14 protein-coding genes and 3 tRNA genes are annotated in these 16,049 nt (G+C 60.7%); 8 read left to right on the forward strand and 9 right to left on the reverse strand.

Annotated elements, in window-relative coordinates; genetic code table 11:
• Positions 1 to 444: 444 nt before the first annotated feature.
• Entirely contained in the window at positions 445 to 1,335 is an 891-nt protein-coding gene (locus OKC43_RS13020; RefSeq protein ID WP_236271789.1) for a sensor domain-containing diguanylate cyclase, read from the reverse strand.
• A 348-nt stretch (positions 1,336 to 1,683) separates the two neighbouring features.
• On the opposite strand from OKC43_RS13020, the gene OKC43_RS13025 reads away from it, so the two are divergent.
• Positions 1,684 to 2,001 carry a DUF6968 family protein gene (locus OKC43_RS13025; protein WP_005355042.1) on the forward strand — a complete coding sequence of 106 codons (318 nt, stop codon included), beginning with the start codon at positions 1,684 to 1,686 and terminating at the stop codon, positions 1,999 to 2,001.
• A 23-nt stretch (positions 2,002 to 2,024) separates the two neighbouring features.
• Positions 2,025 to 2,660, forward strand: coding sequence for a Vat family streptogramin A O-acetyltransferase (locus OKC43_RS13030; RefSeq protein WP_199415443.1), 636 nt, complete (start codon positions 2,025 to 2,027; stop codon positions 2,658 to 2,660).
• Between the two features lie 105 nt (positions 2,661 to 2,765).
• Here OKC43_RS13030 and ppc read toward each other — a convergent pair whose 3' ends face one another.
• The gene (gene ppc / locus OKC43_RS13035; protein ID WP_115522987.1) at positions 2,766 to 5,399 is read right to left on the reverse strand and encodes a phosphoenolpyruvate carboxylase; all 2,634 of its coding nucleotides are present in this window, start codon (positions 5,397 to 5,399) and stop codon (positions 2,766 to 2,768) included.
• Positions 5,400 to 5,630: 231 nt separating this feature from the next.
• The gene (gene argE / locus OKC43_RS13040; protein ID WP_236271788.1) at positions 5,631 to 6,776 is read right to left on the reverse strand and encodes an acetylornithine deacetylase; all 1,146 of its coding nucleotides are present in this window, start codon (positions 6,774 to 6,776) and stop codon (positions 5,631 to 5,633) included.
• A gap of 271 nt (positions 6,777 to 7,047) precedes the next feature.
• Between argE and argC the strand changes: the two genes are divergently transcribed.
• The 5 genes from argC (at position 7,048) to argH (ending at position 12,682) form a co-directional block, all read left to right on the forward strand.
• A complete protein-coding gene (gene argC, locus OKC43_RS13045) occupies positions 7,048 to 8,055 on the forward strand; it encodes an N-acetyl-gamma-glutamyl-phosphate reductase (RefSeq protein ID WP_179903065.1) in 1,008 nt (335 codons plus the stop codon).
• Between the two features lie 22 nt (positions 8,056 to 8,077).
• A complete protein-coding gene (gene argB / locus OKC43_RS13050; RefSeq protein ID WP_005336097.1) occupies positions 8,078 to 8,857 on the forward strand; it encodes an acetylglutamate kinase in 780 nt (259 codons plus the stop codon).
• A 25-nt stretch (positions 8,858 to 8,882) separates the two neighbouring features.
• A complete protein-coding gene (locus OKC43_RS13055) occupies positions 8,883 to 9,794 on the forward strand; it encodes an ornithine carbamoyltransferase (protein ID WP_236271787.1) in 912 nt (303 codons plus the stop codon).
• Between the two features lie 56 nt (positions 9,795 to 9,850).
• On the forward strand, positions 9,851 to 11,086 hold the full coding sequence (locus OKC43_RS13060; RefSeq protein ID WP_115545091.1) for an argininosuccinate synthase: 1,236 nt from the start codon (positions 9,851 to 9,853) through the stop codon (positions 11,084 to 11,086).
• Positions 11,087 to 11,296: 210 nt separating this feature from the next.
• A complete protein-coding gene (gene argH, locus OKC43_RS13065) occupies positions 11,297 to 12,682 on the forward strand; it encodes an argininosuccinate lyase (RefSeq protein WP_236271786.1) in 1,386 nt (461 codons plus the stop codon).
• A gap of 74 nt (positions 12,683 to 12,756) precedes the next feature.
• Here the strand turns inward: argH and OKC43_RS13070 are convergent, their stop codons facing one another.
• Both OKC43_RS13070 and OKC43_RS13075 read right to left on the reverse strand, forming a co-directional pair.
• Positions 12,757 to 13,212, reverse strand: a complete 456-nt coding sequence (locus OKC43_RS13070) for a hypothetical protein (RefSeq protein ID WP_236271785.1) — start codon at positions 13,210 to 13,212, stop codon at positions 12,757 to 12,759.
• A gap of 253 nt (positions 13,213 to 13,465) precedes the next feature.
• The gene (locus OKC43_RS13075) at positions 13,466 to 13,981 is read right to left on the reverse strand and encodes a ClbS/DfsB family four-helix bundle protein (RefSeq protein WP_236271784.1); all 516 of its coding nucleotides are present in this window, start codon (positions 13,979 to 13,981) and stop codon (positions 13,466 to 13,468) included.
• Positions 13,982 to 14,113: 132 nt separating this feature from the next.
• Between OKC43_RS13075 and OKC43_RS13080 the strand changes: the two genes are divergently transcribed.
• On the forward strand, positions 14,114 to 14,446 hold the full coding sequence (locus tag OKC43_RS13080) for a hypothetical protein (RefSeq protein WP_236271783.1): 333 nt from the start codon (positions 14,114 to 14,116) through the stop codon (positions 14,444 to 14,446).
• A gap of 86 nt (positions 14,447 to 14,532) precedes the next feature.
• Here the strand turns inward: OKC43_RS13080 and OKC43_RS13085 are convergent, their stop codons facing one another.
• The 4 genes from OKC43_RS13085 to OKC43_RS13100 all read right to left on the reverse strand — a co-directional run bounded on the left by OKC43_RS13085 (position 14,533) and on the right by OKC43_RS13100 (position 16,049).
• Positions 14,533 to 15,705, reverse strand: coding sequence for a CD0519/CD1768 family membrane protein (locus tag OKC43_RS13085; RefSeq protein ID WP_040068962.1), 1,173 nt, complete (start codon positions 15,703 to 15,705; stop codon positions 14,533 to 14,535).
• Positions 15,706 to 15,810: 105 nt separating this feature from the next.
• A tRNA-Asn gene (locus OKC43_RS13090) sits at positions 15,811 to 15,886 on the reverse strand.
• An 8-nt stretch (positions 15,887 to 15,894) separates the two neighbouring features.
• Positions 15,895 to 15,970 (reverse strand) — tRNA-Phe (locus OKC43_RS13095).
• A gap of 3 nt (positions 15,971 to 15,973) precedes the next feature.
• Positions 15,974 to 16,049 (reverse strand) — tRNA-Thr (locus OKC43_RS13100).

Genomic DNA, 16,049 nt, shown 5'->3' on the forward strand with positions numbered 1-16,049 from the left:
TCATTATTTTTATTGGCCCGAATAACAGGCTGGAGATATGTCGTTGCATATCGCCCTGCACATGAAAAAACAACGCCGCCAGCGGCCAACAGGGCCACCGGAGAGAAACGGAGCTGCCACGCTACCATCGTTGAAATCGCAATCCGGGTCAAGGTTAATAATTCATGACTGTTTGAATCGGAATGTTTCAAAAGACAACAGGATGTATCACATTCGTCACCCAAAACCCGATTCAAACCTGTTTGATAACATACCGATAAAACCTCATGCTGTTGCCCAACAACATAAATAAGACCAGCGATCAGGCCGATAATATTAACACCTTAAGCTGTGGAATATGAGTTAAATAATACGACCAACTTTTCTACTAATTGACAGTGATGTCAGCCAATTTATTCAGGGTAAAAGCGCAGGCTATTTCCAACAGCGACCGGAGCGGCACTTTCAACCTGCCGGGCAGTGCGCCACCCGGTTGCGCCCTGCCCGCTTGGCCCGATAGAGCCACTCGTCGGCCCGGGCCAGCGCCTGATTGATCTCCTCCTCCGGCTGCACCAGGGTTGTGCCCAGACTGACCGTGATGGCGACCGGATCGGCAGGCAGCGTTTCGACGGCGGCGCGGATCTGCTCCGCCATCTGCTGCAAACCGGCTTCATCGATCCGCGGCAGCAGGATCAGAAACTCCTCGCCACCGCTGCGCACAAAGAGGTCATCCGCCCGCAACAGGGCATCGATACAACTACTGAAGCGCTGCAAGGCCCGATCTCCCTGCTGATGGCCGTAACGATCGTTGAGCTGCTTGAAGTGATCGATGTCGAGCATGATAAGACCACAGGGCGCCTCCCCTGCCCGCAACGGCTGGCAGTGCTCGAAGAAGTAGCGGCGGTTGTAGAGGCCGGTCAGCTGGTCGGTTTCACTCTGGCGCAGCAGTCGCTGCTGCAACTCGTACTGGCGGGTGATATTGCGGGTCACCCAGGCCACCGCCCGCTTGCCGTCATAGAGGGAGGGCAGCGGCGCAATCTTGCCCTCAAAACGCTGTATCCCTTGAGGCCCGGCGGCGGCATTGATCCCCCCCACCTCGACGGCGGAGAGCTCATACTCCACCACCCGCACCTGACCGCTCGCCAGAGACTCGGCCACCTGCGCCTTGACCCACATGGCCATCTCGGGTGGCAGCACATCGGCCAGCTGCTTGCCCGCCAGCGGATTGCCATCGTGATAGGATTGCTGCTCCATGCCGCCGATATATTCCACGTAATAGCCATCTTCACTGAGGATAAAGACGGGATCTGGCAGCTGGGCCATCACTTCATAAAGCTGGGTTACCGAAAGCGCCACGGAGACTCCTGTACTTCAGCGTCAAACAGGGGGGAGATATTCTGCCTCAAGAGGACTCACTCGCCCTCATCGGCAGCGCAGAAAAATCTGCGGCCACAGCCAACAATCCTTTACATCTAGCAGCCCGCCAGCCTCTCGGCCACCACAGGTGGCCAGCGCGTTGCTACTCCCGCCACTGCGCTCGCTCACGGCGGCGAAAGCCCCCTCACCCGGTCGCGCATATCCCATTGTTTCAACTCACAAGTTCATTTACGCTGACCGTCCTGAGTCCAGTTTTCACCTCATCAGCCATCAGGGAGCCAGCCACCCGCAACCGCAGGGGCTGTACCACGGAAAAGGAATCGCCAGATGAAAAACGCCATCGTTACCGCCCGCTTCGACGCTATCAGCACCGAAGGGGAACAGCTCACCCTCAAGATCGCCATCAAGGCCCCCGAGCCGGATCCCAAGTCCGCCAGCGGTGACTGGCGCTGCAAGGTGAAGCTGGCGGGGCTGAGCGACAAGACCTTTATCTACGGCATCGACAGCCTGCAGGCCCTGAGCCTCGCCATCAAGTTTGTCGAAACCGAGCTGCGCGCTTTCTCCGATGCGGGCTGGCAATTCTATCTACCCAATTGCCCAGATCACCCCATCGACATGAGCGCCTGCTACTTCCCGGCGCTCTAGCCCGGCCAATCCAAGGAGACCAGATGCACGGACCCGATCCCGCCAATCCCCACCCCATGAACGGCTTTCCCCAGGTGTGCTTTATCAAAAACACCATCAAGGGGCCCAATATCGAGGTGGGTGACTACACCTATTACGACGACCCGGAGGATTCGGCGGGCTTCGAGCGCAACGTCCTCTACCACTTCCCCTTCATCGGCGACAAGCTGATCATCGGCAAGTTCTGCGCCATCGCCCGCGGGGTGAAGTTCATCATGAATGGCGCCAACCACCAGACCTCCGGCTTCTCCACCTACCCCTTCTTTATCTTCGGCAACGGCTGGGAGCATGCCGCCCCCGCCCCGGGCAGCCTCCCCTACAAGGGTGATACCGTCATCGGCAACGATGTCTGGATTGGCTATGACGCCCTGATCATGCCGGGAGTAAAGGTCGGCAACGGTGCCATCATCGCCGCCCGCTCCGTGGTCACCGGAGACGTGCCCGCCTACGCCGTGGTCGGCGGCAACCCCGCCAAGGTGATCCGCTACCGCTTCGACGACGACACCATCGCCCGTCTCAACGCCATCGCCTGGTGGGACTGGCCGGTAGAGCTGATCAGCCGCAACTTGCCGCTTATCAGCGGCGGCGAGATAACCGCGCTGGAAGCGGCAACCCCATAGAGACAACCTGTAAACCAAGCGAGATCGTAGAAACAACAAAGGGCGCCTTGTCGGCGCCCTTTGGCTTGATGGATATTGCTGAAGCCTGCGGACCTGGACTGGTAATCAACCCGTATTACGCATACCTGCGGCAATACCGGCGATGGTGACCATCAGCGCCTTGTCCAGCTCGGGGTGCAGGGTCTCCGGGTGGTTGCGGGAGCGGTTGAGCAGCTCGGCTTGCAGCACGTTGAGCGGGTCTGTGTAGGGGTTGCGCAGCTTGATGGACTCCTTGATCCAGGGCTGATCCTCCAGCAGATCCCCGCGCGGGCTCAGTTTCAGCACCACCTCGATGGATTCGGCGAGCTCCTGACGCAGCTGTTTGCCAAGGCCCCACAGCTCCTGCGGCACCAGACGGGTGTCGTAGTACTCGGCGAGCCAGACGTCCGCCTTGAGGAACACCATCTCCAGCATCTCGAGGCGAGTGCGGAAGAAGGGCCACTGGGCGCTCATCTCTTCCAGCACCGCCAGCTTGCCGCCGTCGATGGCCTGCTGCAGCGCCTTGTGGGCACCGAGCCAGGCCGGCAGCATCAGACGGTTCTGGGTCCAGGCGAAGATCCACGGAATGGCGCGCAGGCTCTCGACGCCGCCGTTGGGCTTGCGCTTGGAGGGACGAGAGCCGAGCGGCAGCTTGCCGAGCTCCATCTCCGGGGTGGCGGCACGGAAGTAAGGGACGAAGTCCGGATGACCACGCACGATACTGCGGTAGTGATCGCAGGAGTCGGCGGCCAGCTGTTCCATCACCTCGCGCCAGCACTCTTTCGGCTTGGGCGGCGGCAGCAGGTTCCCTTCCAGCACGGCGCTGGTGTAGAGCTCCAGACTCTTGATCGCCACTTTCGGCAGACCGAACTTGAAGCGGATCATCTCCCCCTGTTCGGTTGTACGCAGACCGCCGCGCAGGGATCCCGGCGGCTGGGAGAGGATGGCCTGATGGGCAGGGGCACCACCACGACCGACGGTACCGCCACGGCCATGGAACAGGGTGAGGCGAATATTGTTGGCTTCGGCAAGTCCCACCAGGGATTCCATGGCGGCGTACTGGGCCCAGCCGGCAGCCATCATGCCCGCATCCTTGGCAGAGTCGGAGTAACCGATCATCACGTACTGACGGCCCTGAATGTAGCCGCGATACCAGTCCACCGAGAGCAGGCGCTCCATCACGGCGGTGCCTGCCATCAGGTCATCCTGGGTTTCAAACAGCGGGGCGACCGGCATGCGGAACTTGCAACCCGCCTCTTTGAGCAGCAGTTGCACCGACAGCACGTCGGACGGTGCACCGGCCATGGAGATGATGTAGATACCGAACGCATCGGGGTCGTGCTCGGCGATAACCTGACAGGTATCCAGCGTCTCGCGCACCTCGGCGCTCGGCTCCCAGTCGTGAGGAATGAGCGGGCGGCGGGAGTTCAGTTCGTTGAGCAGGAAGGCCTGCTTGTCATCTTCGCTCCACTCGGCGTAGTCACCCAGACCCAGATAGCGGGTCAGCTCGGAGAAGACCAGCCCGTGGCGCTCGCCATCCTGACGGATATCCAGCTTGACCAGATGGATGCCGAAACAGGCGACCTTGCGCAGCACGTCCAGCAACATGCCATCGGCGATATTGCCCATGCCGCAGGCGTGCAATGAGTGGTAGCAGAGCTCCAGCGGCTCGCGCAGCTGGGCGGTGGTCTTGACCAGATCCTGGCTCTCGCTCGCCTGGCCCTGCACCTTGGCGGTGAGATGCTCCTTGGTTTCGCGCAGCGCTTCACGCAGCTCGCGCACCAGCGCACGGTAGGGCTCGGGGTGATCGCCAACGCGAGCGCGCACGGCGTCGGTACAGTCAGACATGGAGAGCTCGGAGGTGAGCTCCTTGATGTCTTTGTAGAACAGGCTCACCGCCATCCAGCGGCCCAGCTCCAGCACTTCGGCAGTCACCTTGGCGGTGACGAAGGGGTTGCCGTCACGGTCACCGCCCATCCAGGAGGTGAACTTGACCGGCGCGGCATCCAGCGGCAGCCGCACACCCAGATGGTGTTGCAGACGCTCGTCCAGATTACGCATGAATTCTGGGATGGCAGGCCACAGGCTGTTCTCCACCACGGCGAAGCCCCACTTGGCCTCGTCGACCGGAGTCGGGCGCTGTTCGCGGATCTCGTTGGTGTGCCACGCCTGATTGATGAGCTGCTCGATGCGATTGAGGATCTTGTCCCGCTCGCGGGGCAGCAGGTCGGAGAGCTCCAGCGCCTCGAGGCAGTCGTTGAGCTGCACGTGCTTGTGGATCAGGGTGCGACGGGTCACCTCGGTGGGGTGAGCGGTCAGCACCAGATCGATATCCAGCTCGCGCACGGCCTGAATGATGGCCTCTTGCGACAGGTTGGAGGCTTTCAGCTTGTCGAACATCTGCTCCAGCGGGTCCGGGGTGCAGACCTGCTCTTCGCAGCGACGGGAGATGGTGTGGAACTGTTCCGCCACGTTGGCCAGATTGAGGAACTGGCTGAAGGCGCGAGCCACCGGCAGCAGCTCGTCGTCGCTCAGGGTGCGCAGGGTATCGAGCAGACGTTCCCGGTCTGATTCATTGCCCTTGCGGGAGGACTTGGCCAATTGGCGAATGGTTTCGATCTTGTCGAGAAAGGCCTGACCCTGATGATCCTTGATGGATTTACCCAGCAGCTGACCCAGCATACCTACGTTGGCGCGTAGTGCGGCGTACTTTTCGTTCATTCCACATCCTTATCTTGTTGGTGCCTGACACCCATCCGGGGTGCTAGACGACCTCACTTATTGTTGTGCGATTACAACATATGCTCCGTCATCTTAGGGTGACAATCTACCCAGATTGTCTGCGCAAGGTCAAATAACAGGCCGATTCAGAACATGTATTTCCATCACCACTCCACAACCGGCTTGTTATGTAACTTACTTACAGTTCTTACGCCCCTTTCACCGCCGCCGCTACAGGCAAAAACGTCTGATCAGGTGCTGCAACACCGAGGTGGTCGGCTTGACGAAGGAGAGGTCGAGATACTCATCCGGCTGGTGCGCCTGGGTGATATGACCGGGGCCCATCACTATGGTCTCGCAGCCAAGCTGCTGGATAAACGGCGCCTCGGTGCAGTAGTTGACCGACTCGGCGGCGCGGCCGCTCGCCTTCTCAGCTTCGCGCACCAGCACAGAGTCGTCGGCGCAGGCATAGGCGGGAATGGGTTCATGCAGATGTTGCAGATGCAGACAGCCCGGCTGGTGAATTTCGATGGGAGAGAGCGCCTCTTTCAGCATCCCCATCAACTCGTCCGGTCCCACCTGCGGGGTGGGTCGCAGGTCGATATGCAGCTCGCAGCAGCCGCAGATGCGGTTCGGGCTGTCGCCCCCCTGAATGTAACCGAGGTTCAGGGTCGGCTGCGGCACGGCAAAGCGGTGGTCGGCGTAGCGATCTTTCAGATCCTGCTGCAAGCGCAGCACCTGCCCCATCGCCTTGTGCATGATCTCCATGGCGTTGACGCCGTTGGCGGGATCCGAGCTGTGGCCACTCTTGCCGGTAATGCGGATCGCCTCCGACATATGCCCCTTGTGGGCCACCACAGGCACCAGTCCGGTCGGCTCGCCAATCACGGCGTAGTCGGGTTTCAATTCGGCCGCCGCGGCGATGGCGCGGGCCCCCGCCATGGTGGTCTCTTCGTCGGCAGTGGCGAGAATGCGCAGCGGCTTGCTGAGCGTCTTGAGGTCAATCTCTTTCAGAGCCTCGACGATAAAGGCGAAGAAGCCCTTCATATCGATGGTGCCGAGGCCATAGAGGCGGTTGCCCTCTTCGGTCACTTTGAAGGGATCCTTGCTCCAGCCCCCTTCATCGAAGGGCACCGTATCGGTGTGGCCTGCCAGCAACAAGCCGCCCTCCCCCTGACCAATCGTCGCCACCAGATTGAACTTGCCCGGCAGATCTGGGAGCGCCGTTACCTCGCACTGAAAACCGAGCTGACCGAACCAGTCTGCCAGCAGCCGGATCACCGCCTCATTGCTCTGATCCCACTTGGGATCCGTGCTGCTGATAGAGGGAATCGCAATAATATTCTTATAAAGTGAAAAAAAATCCAGATTGGCCATCAGCTCCTCCTTGCGTCCCCGGAATGTTTCTGTTAGAAAATACAAATGCAAAGTGAGTGCATGAATATTCTGTAATTTTACCTGAATATCTGGCTCATCAACAAAGGCTTCTAGTTGTAAGGGAAAGTTAATGTTCTGTCACCTGATCTATAACCGACGACACACACCCGCCTGAATTGCCCCTCCGCACTTGTGCAAAGGGGCGGTCTAACACCCTTGTGCACTGCAGCGTCATGCTGTGAATCTCGAACTCTGACTTGGAATATTCAACATGCTTAACACCGTTATCGTCGGTGCCAGTGGCTACGCGGGAGCCGAACTGGCCGCACTGGTACAGAACCACCCACAACTCAAACTGTTCGGCCTCTATGTCTCCGCCGGCAGTCAGGATGCCCACAAGCGCTTCTCTTCCCTGCATCCCCAGTGGGTCGGCGCCCTCGATCAGCCGCTGCTACCGCTGGACGACGACGGCATGACCCGGATCCTGACCCAGGCCGATCTGGTACTGTTGGCCACCGCCCACGAGGTGAGCGCCGAGCTGGCGCCCAAGTTTCTCGCCAAGGGGCTGCCGGTGTTCGATCTCTCCGGCGCGTTCCGGGTCAAGGATCAGGGCTTTTACGACAGCTTCTACGGCTTCACCCACCAGAGCGAACAGTGGCTGGATCAGGCCGTCTATGGCCTGGCTGAGTGGAACGCCGATGCCATCGCTACCGCCCAGCTGATTGCGGTGCCGGGTTGTTACCCAACCGCCTCCCTCTGTGCTCTCAAGCCGCTGCAGCAGGATGGTCTGATTGCCAAGGGGTGGCAGCCCATCATCAACGCCGTCTCCGGGGTTTCCGGCGCCGGGCGCAAGGCCGCCATCAACACCAGCTTCTGCGAAGTGAGCCTCAATCCCTACGGCACCTTCAATCACAGACACCAGCCGGAGATCAGCCACCACCTCGGCAAGGAGGTGCTGTTCCAGCCCCACCTTGGCAATTATGTGCGCGGCATCCTGGCCACCATCTATGTGCAGTTGGCGGACGGCGTCACCCCCACCCAGGTGGATCAGGCCTTCCTCAAGGCTTACGAAGGCAAGCCGCTGGTGCGCCTCACCGGCCAGATGCCCTCCATCCGTGGCGTAGCGGGCACCCCTTACTGTGATATCGCCTGGCAACAGCAGGGCAACATGCTGGTGGTGGTCTCGGCCATCGACAACCTGCTCAAGGGCGCCGCCTCGCAAGCCATGCAGTGCATAAATATCAAATTTGGATTTGAACCGGCCACCGGCCTGATTTAAGGACTTAGGAAGGATCTCGAACATGGACAAACAGACGTTGGTAATCAAGCTGGGCGGCGCCCTTATCGAGAACGACGAGGCGCTGACCGCCCTGTTCGCCACCCTCAAAACCTTTCTCGACGATCAGCACCGTCCGCTGGTGCTGGTGCACGGCGGTGGCTGTCTGGTGGATGACCTGCTCAAGGGGCTGGGGCTCACCTCCACCAAGAAGAATGGCCTGCGGGTAACCCCGTTCGAGCAGATCCCCTTTATTGCCGGGGCTCTGGCAGGGACGGCCAACAAGCAGATGATGGCCAAGGCAATCGCCACCGGCATTCCGGCGGTGGGGCTCTGCCTCGCCGACGGCGGCCTCTGTCAGGTGACCCAGCTCGACCCGGATCTCGGCGCGGTCGGCGAGTGCAAGCCGGGCAACCCGGCGCTGGTGGCGGGCATCCTCGGTCAGGGCTTCCTGCCGGTGGTGAGCTCCATCGGCATCACCGCCGAGGGGCAACTGATGAACGTCAACGCGGATCAGGCGGCCACCGCCATTGCCGAAGCGCTCGGTGCCGATCTGGTGATGCTCTCCGATGTGAGCGGCATCCTCGATGGCAAGGGCAAGCTGGTGCCCCAGCTCGACAAGCTGACCGCGCTGGATTTGATGGAGAAAGGGGTGATCCGCGACGGCATGGCGGTCAAGGTTGAAGCGGCCCTGCACGCCGCCGAGACCCTCGGCAAGCCAGTCTGTGTAGCCAGCTGGCGTTACCCGGATCAGCTGCTCAAGCTGCTGGCTGGCGGCGCGGTCGGCACCCAGGTAGCTATTTGATCTCCACCGGAACAAGGAACATCCGATGCAACATCTTCTGAAAGACAGTGATCTGAACAAAGCCCATATCGAGGCTCTGATTGCACTGGGCAAAGCAGTGAAGGCCGACCCGAAGAAGTACAGCCAGGCGCTGGCCGGCAAGAGTGTGGTCACCCTGTTCGAGAAGCCCTCCCTGCGCACCCGGGTCACTTTCGACATCGGCATCGCCAAACTGGGCGGCCACAGCGTCTATCTGGATCAGCAAAACGGCGAGCTGGGCAAGCGGGAGTCGGTGAAGGATTTCGCCGCCAACCTGTCGCGCTGGTGTGATGCCATCGTCGCTCGGGTGTTCGATCACCAGACCCTGGTCGAGCTGGCAGAGCACGGCACAGTGCCGGTGGTGAACAGCCTGTGCAACCTCTACCACCCCTGTCAGGGGCTGGCCGACTTTATGACCATTGCCGAGCACTACGACGATCTGTCGAAGGTGAAACTCGCCTACCTCGGTGATGGCAACAACGTCAGCCACTCTCTGCTGCTGCTGGGGGCGACCCTCGGCACCGACGTCACCCTGATCTGCCCGAAAGGCCACGGCCCGGATACCCAGATCTTCCTGCAGGCGCAGGCATTGGCGGCCAAGTCGGGGGCGACCATCCACATCAGCGATGACGTGGTGGATATCGAAGGGTTCGACGTGGCCTACACAGATACCTGGGTCTCCATGGGCGACAACACCCCAATGGAGCAGGTCAAAGACCTCTTTATGCCTTACCAGATCAACCAGGCCCTGCTCGACCGCACCGGCATCCAGCACGTGCTGCACTGCCAGCCGGCGCACCGCGAGCTAGAGATCACCTCGCAGGTGATGGATGGCCCCGCCTCCCTCATCATGGACGAGGCAGAAAACCGGATGCATATCCAGAACGCCGTGTTGCTGACCCTTCTCGGCAACAAGTAACGCGGTAATCAACCTGAATCACGACCCTTTATCGAATCATCATGGAGAGAAGTAAAATGAGCGGAATCAACAAGATCGTACTGGCTTACTCGGGTGGACTGGATACCTCGGCCATCATTCCCTGGCTGAAAGAGCACTATGACGCCGAAATCATCGCCTTTGTGGCCGACGTCGGTCAGGAGCGCGACGATCTGGAAGGGATCGAGCAGAAGGCCATCGCCTCCGGCGCCACCAAGTGCATCATCAAGGATCTGCGGGAAGAGTTCGTCAAAGAGTACGTCTACCCGACCCTGAAGACCGGCGCCGTCTATGAGGGCACCTATCTGCTGGGCACCTCCATGGCCCGTCCGGTGATCGCCAAGGCGATGGTCGAAGCGGCACTGGCGGAAGGGGCCGATGCCATCTCCCACGGTTGCACCGGCAAGGGTAACGATCAGGTGCGTTTCGAAGGTGCGGTCGCCGCGCTGGCGCCCCAACTGAAAGTGATCGCCCCGTGGCGGATCTGGGACATGCGCTCCCGGGAAGATCTGCTCTCCTATCTGGAGACCCGCAACATCCCCTGCAAGGCGACCCTGAAGAAAATCTACAGCCGCGACGCTAACGCCTGGCACATCTCCACCGAGGGTGGCGAGCTGGAGAGCACCTGGAACGAGCCCTCCGAAGCGGTCTGGCAGTGGACCGTACCGGCCGAGCAGGCACCGGATCAGCCGGAGTACGTCAAGCTGACCGTGGCGCAGGGTGAAGTGGTGGCCGTTGACGACCAGCCGCTCAGCCCGCACCAGATCCTGATGACCCTGAACGAGCGTGCCGGCAAGCACGGCGTGGGCCGCATCGACATCACCGAAAACCGGATGGTGGGCATGAAGTCCCGCGGCTGCTACGAGACCCCGGGCGGTACCGTGATGGTCGCCGCGCTGCGCGCCGTGGAAGAGCTGGTACTGGATCGCCCGACCCGCGCCTGGCGGGAGAAGCTGGGTGCCGAGTTCTCCCATCTGGTCTATGACGGTCGCTGGTTCACCCCGCTGTGCAAGGCGATCCTCGCCTCTGCCAACGCCATCGCCGAAGATCTCGACGGTGAAGTGGTGCTGAAGATGTACAAGGGTCAGGTCACTGCGGTGCAGAAGAAGTCACCGAACAGCCTCTACTCCGAAGACTTCGCCACCTTCGGTGCCGATGAAGTGTATGACCAGAGCCATGCCGAAGGCTTTATCCGTCTCTACACCCTGGCCAGCCGGATCCGCGCCATGAAGGAACAACATCAGGCTATCGGTGGCGCTCACACCCATGGCTAAGCAAGCGCGATAACCCGTTGATTCCGTTGAGGGGGCATGGCCCCTTCTTCTACAGGCAGAGGGCATAACCCCTGACCCATCAACAGCGGGTGTGACAAGAGCGGCAGCGCCCCGGCCGCTTCTGTGAGATAACAAACTCGCAGAAAAACAGGGCACGATTTCAAGCTCGGTGGCCAGGGCGCCGCCGACAACGCATTCAAGGAGAGCAGTATGGCACTTTGGGGTGGACGCTTCAGTCAGGGAGCCGATAGCCGGTTCAAGCAGTTCAACGATTCGCTGCGGTTCGATTACCGCTTGGCGGAGCAGGATATTCAGGGCTCCATGGCCTGGGCCAAAGCGCTGGTGAAAGTGGGCGTATTGACCGCCGATGAGCAGGGCAAACTGCAACAGGCGATGGAGGTGCTGCTCGCCTCGGTGCAGCAGGATCCTCAGCAGATCCTGAGTTCGGACGCCGAAGACATCCACTCCTGGGTCGAGAGCCAGCTCATCGCCGCCGTCGGCGATCTTGGCAAGAAGCTGCACACCGGCCGCTCGCGCAACGATCAGGTCGCCACCGACCTGAAACTCTGGTGCAAGGCACAGGGCGAGCTGCTGCTCGGCGCCATCACCGCCCTGCAGCAGGGACTGGTCGCCTCCGCCCGTGCCAATCAGGCCGCCGTGCTGCCCGGTTACACCCACCTGCAGCGGGCCCAACCGGTCACCTTCGCTCACTGGGCGCTGGCCTATGTGGAGATGCTGGAGCGGGACTACTCCCGGCTGCAGGATGCCCTCAAACGCCTCGACACCAGCCCGCTCGGCTGCGGTGCGCTGGCGGGTACCGCCTACGCCATCGACCGCGAAGCCTTGGCGCTCGACATGGGCTTTAGCGGCGCCACCCGCAACAGCCTGGATTCGGTCTCCGATCGGGATCACGTGGTGGAACTGATGCATGTGGCATCCCTCTCCATGACCCACCTGTCGCGCTTTGCCGAAGACCTTATCTTCTACAACACCGGCGAGGCGGGCTTTGTCGAGCTCTCCGATGCGGTCACTTCCGGCTCGTCGCTGATGCCGCAGAAGAAGAACCCGGATGCGCTGGAGCTGATCCGCGGCAAGAGCGGCCGGGTGGTCGGCGCCCAGATGGGCATGCTGATGAGCCTCAAGGCGCTGCCGCTGGCCTACAACAAGGACATGCAGGAAGACAAGGAGGGGCTGTTCGATGCCCTCGACACCTGGCACGACTGCCTCGACATGGCGGCGCTGGTGCTGATCGATCTGAAAGTGAACGGCGAGCGCACCATGGCGGCGGCGCAAGGCGGCTACGCCAACGCCACCGAGCTGGCGGACTATCTGGTGGCCAAGGGGATTCCGTTCCGTGAAGCGCACCATATCGTCGGCGAAACCGTGGTCTTCGCCATCAGCGTGGGCCGCCCGCTGGAGGAGCTCTCCATCGGCGAGTTCCAGCGCTTCAGCCCGGTGATCGAGTTCGACGTCTACCCCAACCTGGAGCTGGAAGCGACCCTGGCCAAGCGGGTCGCCAAAGGCGGCGTCGCCCGCGAGCAGGTAGAAGCGGCCCTTACTGCCGCAGAGCAGTGGCTGGCCAAACGGGTGGGTTAATCCACGGTAATAGTCATCCGAAATAGAAAGAAAAACGGCAACCTCGGTTGCCGTTTTTTATTGCTCACCGCGGTTCAGGCGCTGGCATTGAGCAGTTTGCCAACCCCCTCCCCCTTGCCATTGGGCAAGGTCTGTTTAAAGGCGCCGAGCAGCTGGTCGAGGTTGAGATTGCTGGCACCAAGGGTGCCCTTAAGGGTATCGAGCTCACTTTGCAGCGCATCGAGGCGGGTACTCTGGGTGCCGCTCGCCAGCTGGTTGCGGGCGCTGTCGATGGCTGCGGGAAGGGATTGGCCGCCATTCTCCTGCCCCAGAGTCTGCATCAGCTCACCCATAAAGTGGTTGATGGCAGCACGGTTCTGCTCGCTATTGGCATCCTTGACTCCCAGCCGCTGGAACAGGCTCTGGACGGTCGGGGCGAGGCGCTCTTCCTGCACGGTTTGCTGCACAGGCTCAGGTTTGCTACTGCTGCCAAGCAGCTGACTGCCCAGCTTGAGGGCGATCGAGGCAAGGGGAAGCAGGTTGCTGATCATGATATCTCTCCGCGACAACGACCCTTGATGGTGTTGCCAAGAGATGTGCATAAGCGGGGCCAGCACGGCGATAAAACGCACTGCATCGGCTAATCCCTTGAATGGCTGATCTATTTATTCAACCAGCACGCAGGAGATAGCCGAGCGCAAAGGGGAGGCAGGCGGCCAGTAGCTGCCGCCACGGGCGGTAGTGGCAATGTGGTGGCAAAGCGTTTTGCCGCCCCCCCCCCCCCGGGCAGCTATCGCCCTCTTTTCACACCCGGATCGCCAACTCTTTGAGCCACTTGCGCAGCCGCCCGTTGGCGTTGAGATAGGGGGAAGCGCTATTGAACTGGATCATCCGCCCGAGCGTCCACTTCTCATACCAGAGGCAGCCATAGAGCTGCTGGTCGCTGCGCGCCTCCACCAGTTCGATGATGTGCCCTCTGGCGGCAGCCAACCGCTGTAACAACGCCGGATAGCTGAGCCCCTCGTAATCCCGATAGAACTTTTGGGCCAGCCTGCCCAGCTCGTTCCACTTAAAACCGGTTTCGGGAAAATCCACTGGCAGACCTGCCGCATCCCGCTCGATCCACTTGATCAGCAGTTCGTTCCAGCCGATAAGGTAGGCCAGCATATTGGCGACGCTCATGGTGGTTCCCTTGCTGTGCCCTGCCAGGGTCGGCTCCCGCACCCGGCTCTCGGGGACGGCCTGCAACGCCTTGAACAACTTGCTGAAATTGGTATCGATCGCGAGTAGCAGCTCGGCCTTGTTTTGCGGGATCCCCATTGCTCTCCCCTTTTCAGGTTTACTTGCGGAGCAGCCGAGGCGATTGCCGCAACCAAGGCAGCACGTTACGCTAGCCCTCTTCATCCTGTACAGCTCATCCAGTGCAGGCCAACCATCACGGCAAGATCGGCAATGAATCAACTAATCAGCTATATCAGGGCCATTCATCGACAGGCGAGCCCCGTCCCCCTCACCCGCCAAGAGAGTGAACACTATAGCGAGCATGATGAGAGCGGCACTGTGATCCAGCACCAGATAACCACCAGCTGGTTTACCAATGGGGTCGTCATCCGCCAGCAAACCGAACAGGACGAAGCGCCATCTCAGCAGCTTTGTGCCGAGTGCTGGATCAGCTATCGGGTCATCGCCAGTCCCATCCCCATCACTCCAGCCAGCAAGCTGTTTCACAACCACTGTCAGGAGCGATTCTGGTTGAAGGTGCAGGGCATCACGCCACAAGGGTGATTGGTATGCCCGTGAGCAGGGCGCGGCAGGGGGAAACGCAAAGAGGCTCCAAAGAGCCTCTTTTTGTATACGTGTCTGAACCCGACTCAACCCAGCAGCAGATAGAGCTGGTGAGCGGCCACACCGGCGCACAGACCGCCGACCGTGTGGGCAACGATGGCGCGGGAGGTGAGGTGGCGATAACCGAGGGCATCGAGCATGGCTGTATGGGTGCTCAAAAAGCCACTCCAGCACATCCCCATGGCGGTAAACACCGCGACCTCGTTACCGGTGATCCACCCCTTGGCAATAAAGGGCGGCACCAGCGACATGGCGGCACCAACCGCACCGAGCGAGGTAGCCGGGAAGGCGACCAGCTCCGGCTGCTGGAAGCCGAACAGCAGGTCAAACAGCCAGCTCACCTTGGCGGCCAGCACTGGCAGCAGGGCTACCCCCTGAAACGCTTCGCCGGTATAGCCCTTGTCGCCGGGGCCGAAGGTGAGCAGCATCACGAAGGTACTGATGATCAGCACCCCGGGGATCACCGCCATCCCCAGCTCCACGCCAGATTTGCCACCATCGAGCAGAGAGTTGAGGATCCGCAGCCAGCCGGGAGCCGCCTCTTTGGTCACCCCTACCTTTCGGCCGTCCGACGATACAGCGTCATCGTTCAGCACTTCCCCCACCAAGGGGCGGATCATCCGCTGCATCAGTCGGGTAGAGACCACCGAGCCCACCAGAGCACCGAGCAGCCCGATCAGCGCCGCGCTGGCGGTGGATTCACCGCTCGGCAGTTGCAGGGTGGCCATAAAGGTCACCACGATCAGCCCCATGCCGAAGGCGGTGCCGAAGTTGGTGAGCGACACCAGCTGCCAGGGGGTGAAGCCCTTGCGAAAGCGGCTGTCCTTGGCGAGGCTGATCACCGCCGGGTTGTCGGAGAAGAAGGTCATCAGGGCCGCCAGGGCGGTGCGACCGGGCAGACGAAACACCGGCTTCATCAGCGGCGCCAGTAGCACCTCCAGCAGGCGGATCACCCCGAACTCGCTCAAGAGCTGGCTGAGAGCGCCGGAAAGTACGGTGATCCCCATGATAAAGAGCACGGTATTGAGCAGCAGCTGGTGGGCGGTATTGAAGAGGGTGTTGACCATGGCAGAGAGGCCCATCTGGCTGCCGAGGTAACCGAACAGGCTGCCGAGAATAAGCAGTACCAGCACGGGTTCCATCCAGTTCCTAATGGCGGCAAGTCGCCCCTTTGACTCTATAACTACATGATTTTCCATATCTATCCTGCGGTTCATCTGTGCGTGTGTGGTTGTTTTTATGGTTAAAAAATGGCTGCGCCAAATAGAAAAAAGCCCTTGTCTTGCGACAAGGGCTTTTTGAATTGGCTCCTCCTACTGGACTTGAACCAGTGACATACGGATTAACAGTCCGCCGTTCTACCGACTGAACTAAGGAGGAATTGTAATTGGTGCCCAGAGACGGAATCGAACCGCCGACACGGGGATTTTCAATCCCCTGCTCTACCGACTGAGCTATCTGGGCAAATGGTGCCGGCTACCGGAATCGAACTGGTGACCTACTGATTACAAGTCAGTTGCTCTACCTACTGAGCTAAGCCGGC

Origin of the sequence: Aeromonas sp. Y289-2, from assembly GCF_027705925.1 — a bacterium.
Classification (GTDB): Bacteria; Pseudomonadota; Gammaproteobacteria; order Enterobacterales; family Aeromonadaceae; genus Aeromonas; species Aeromonas veronii.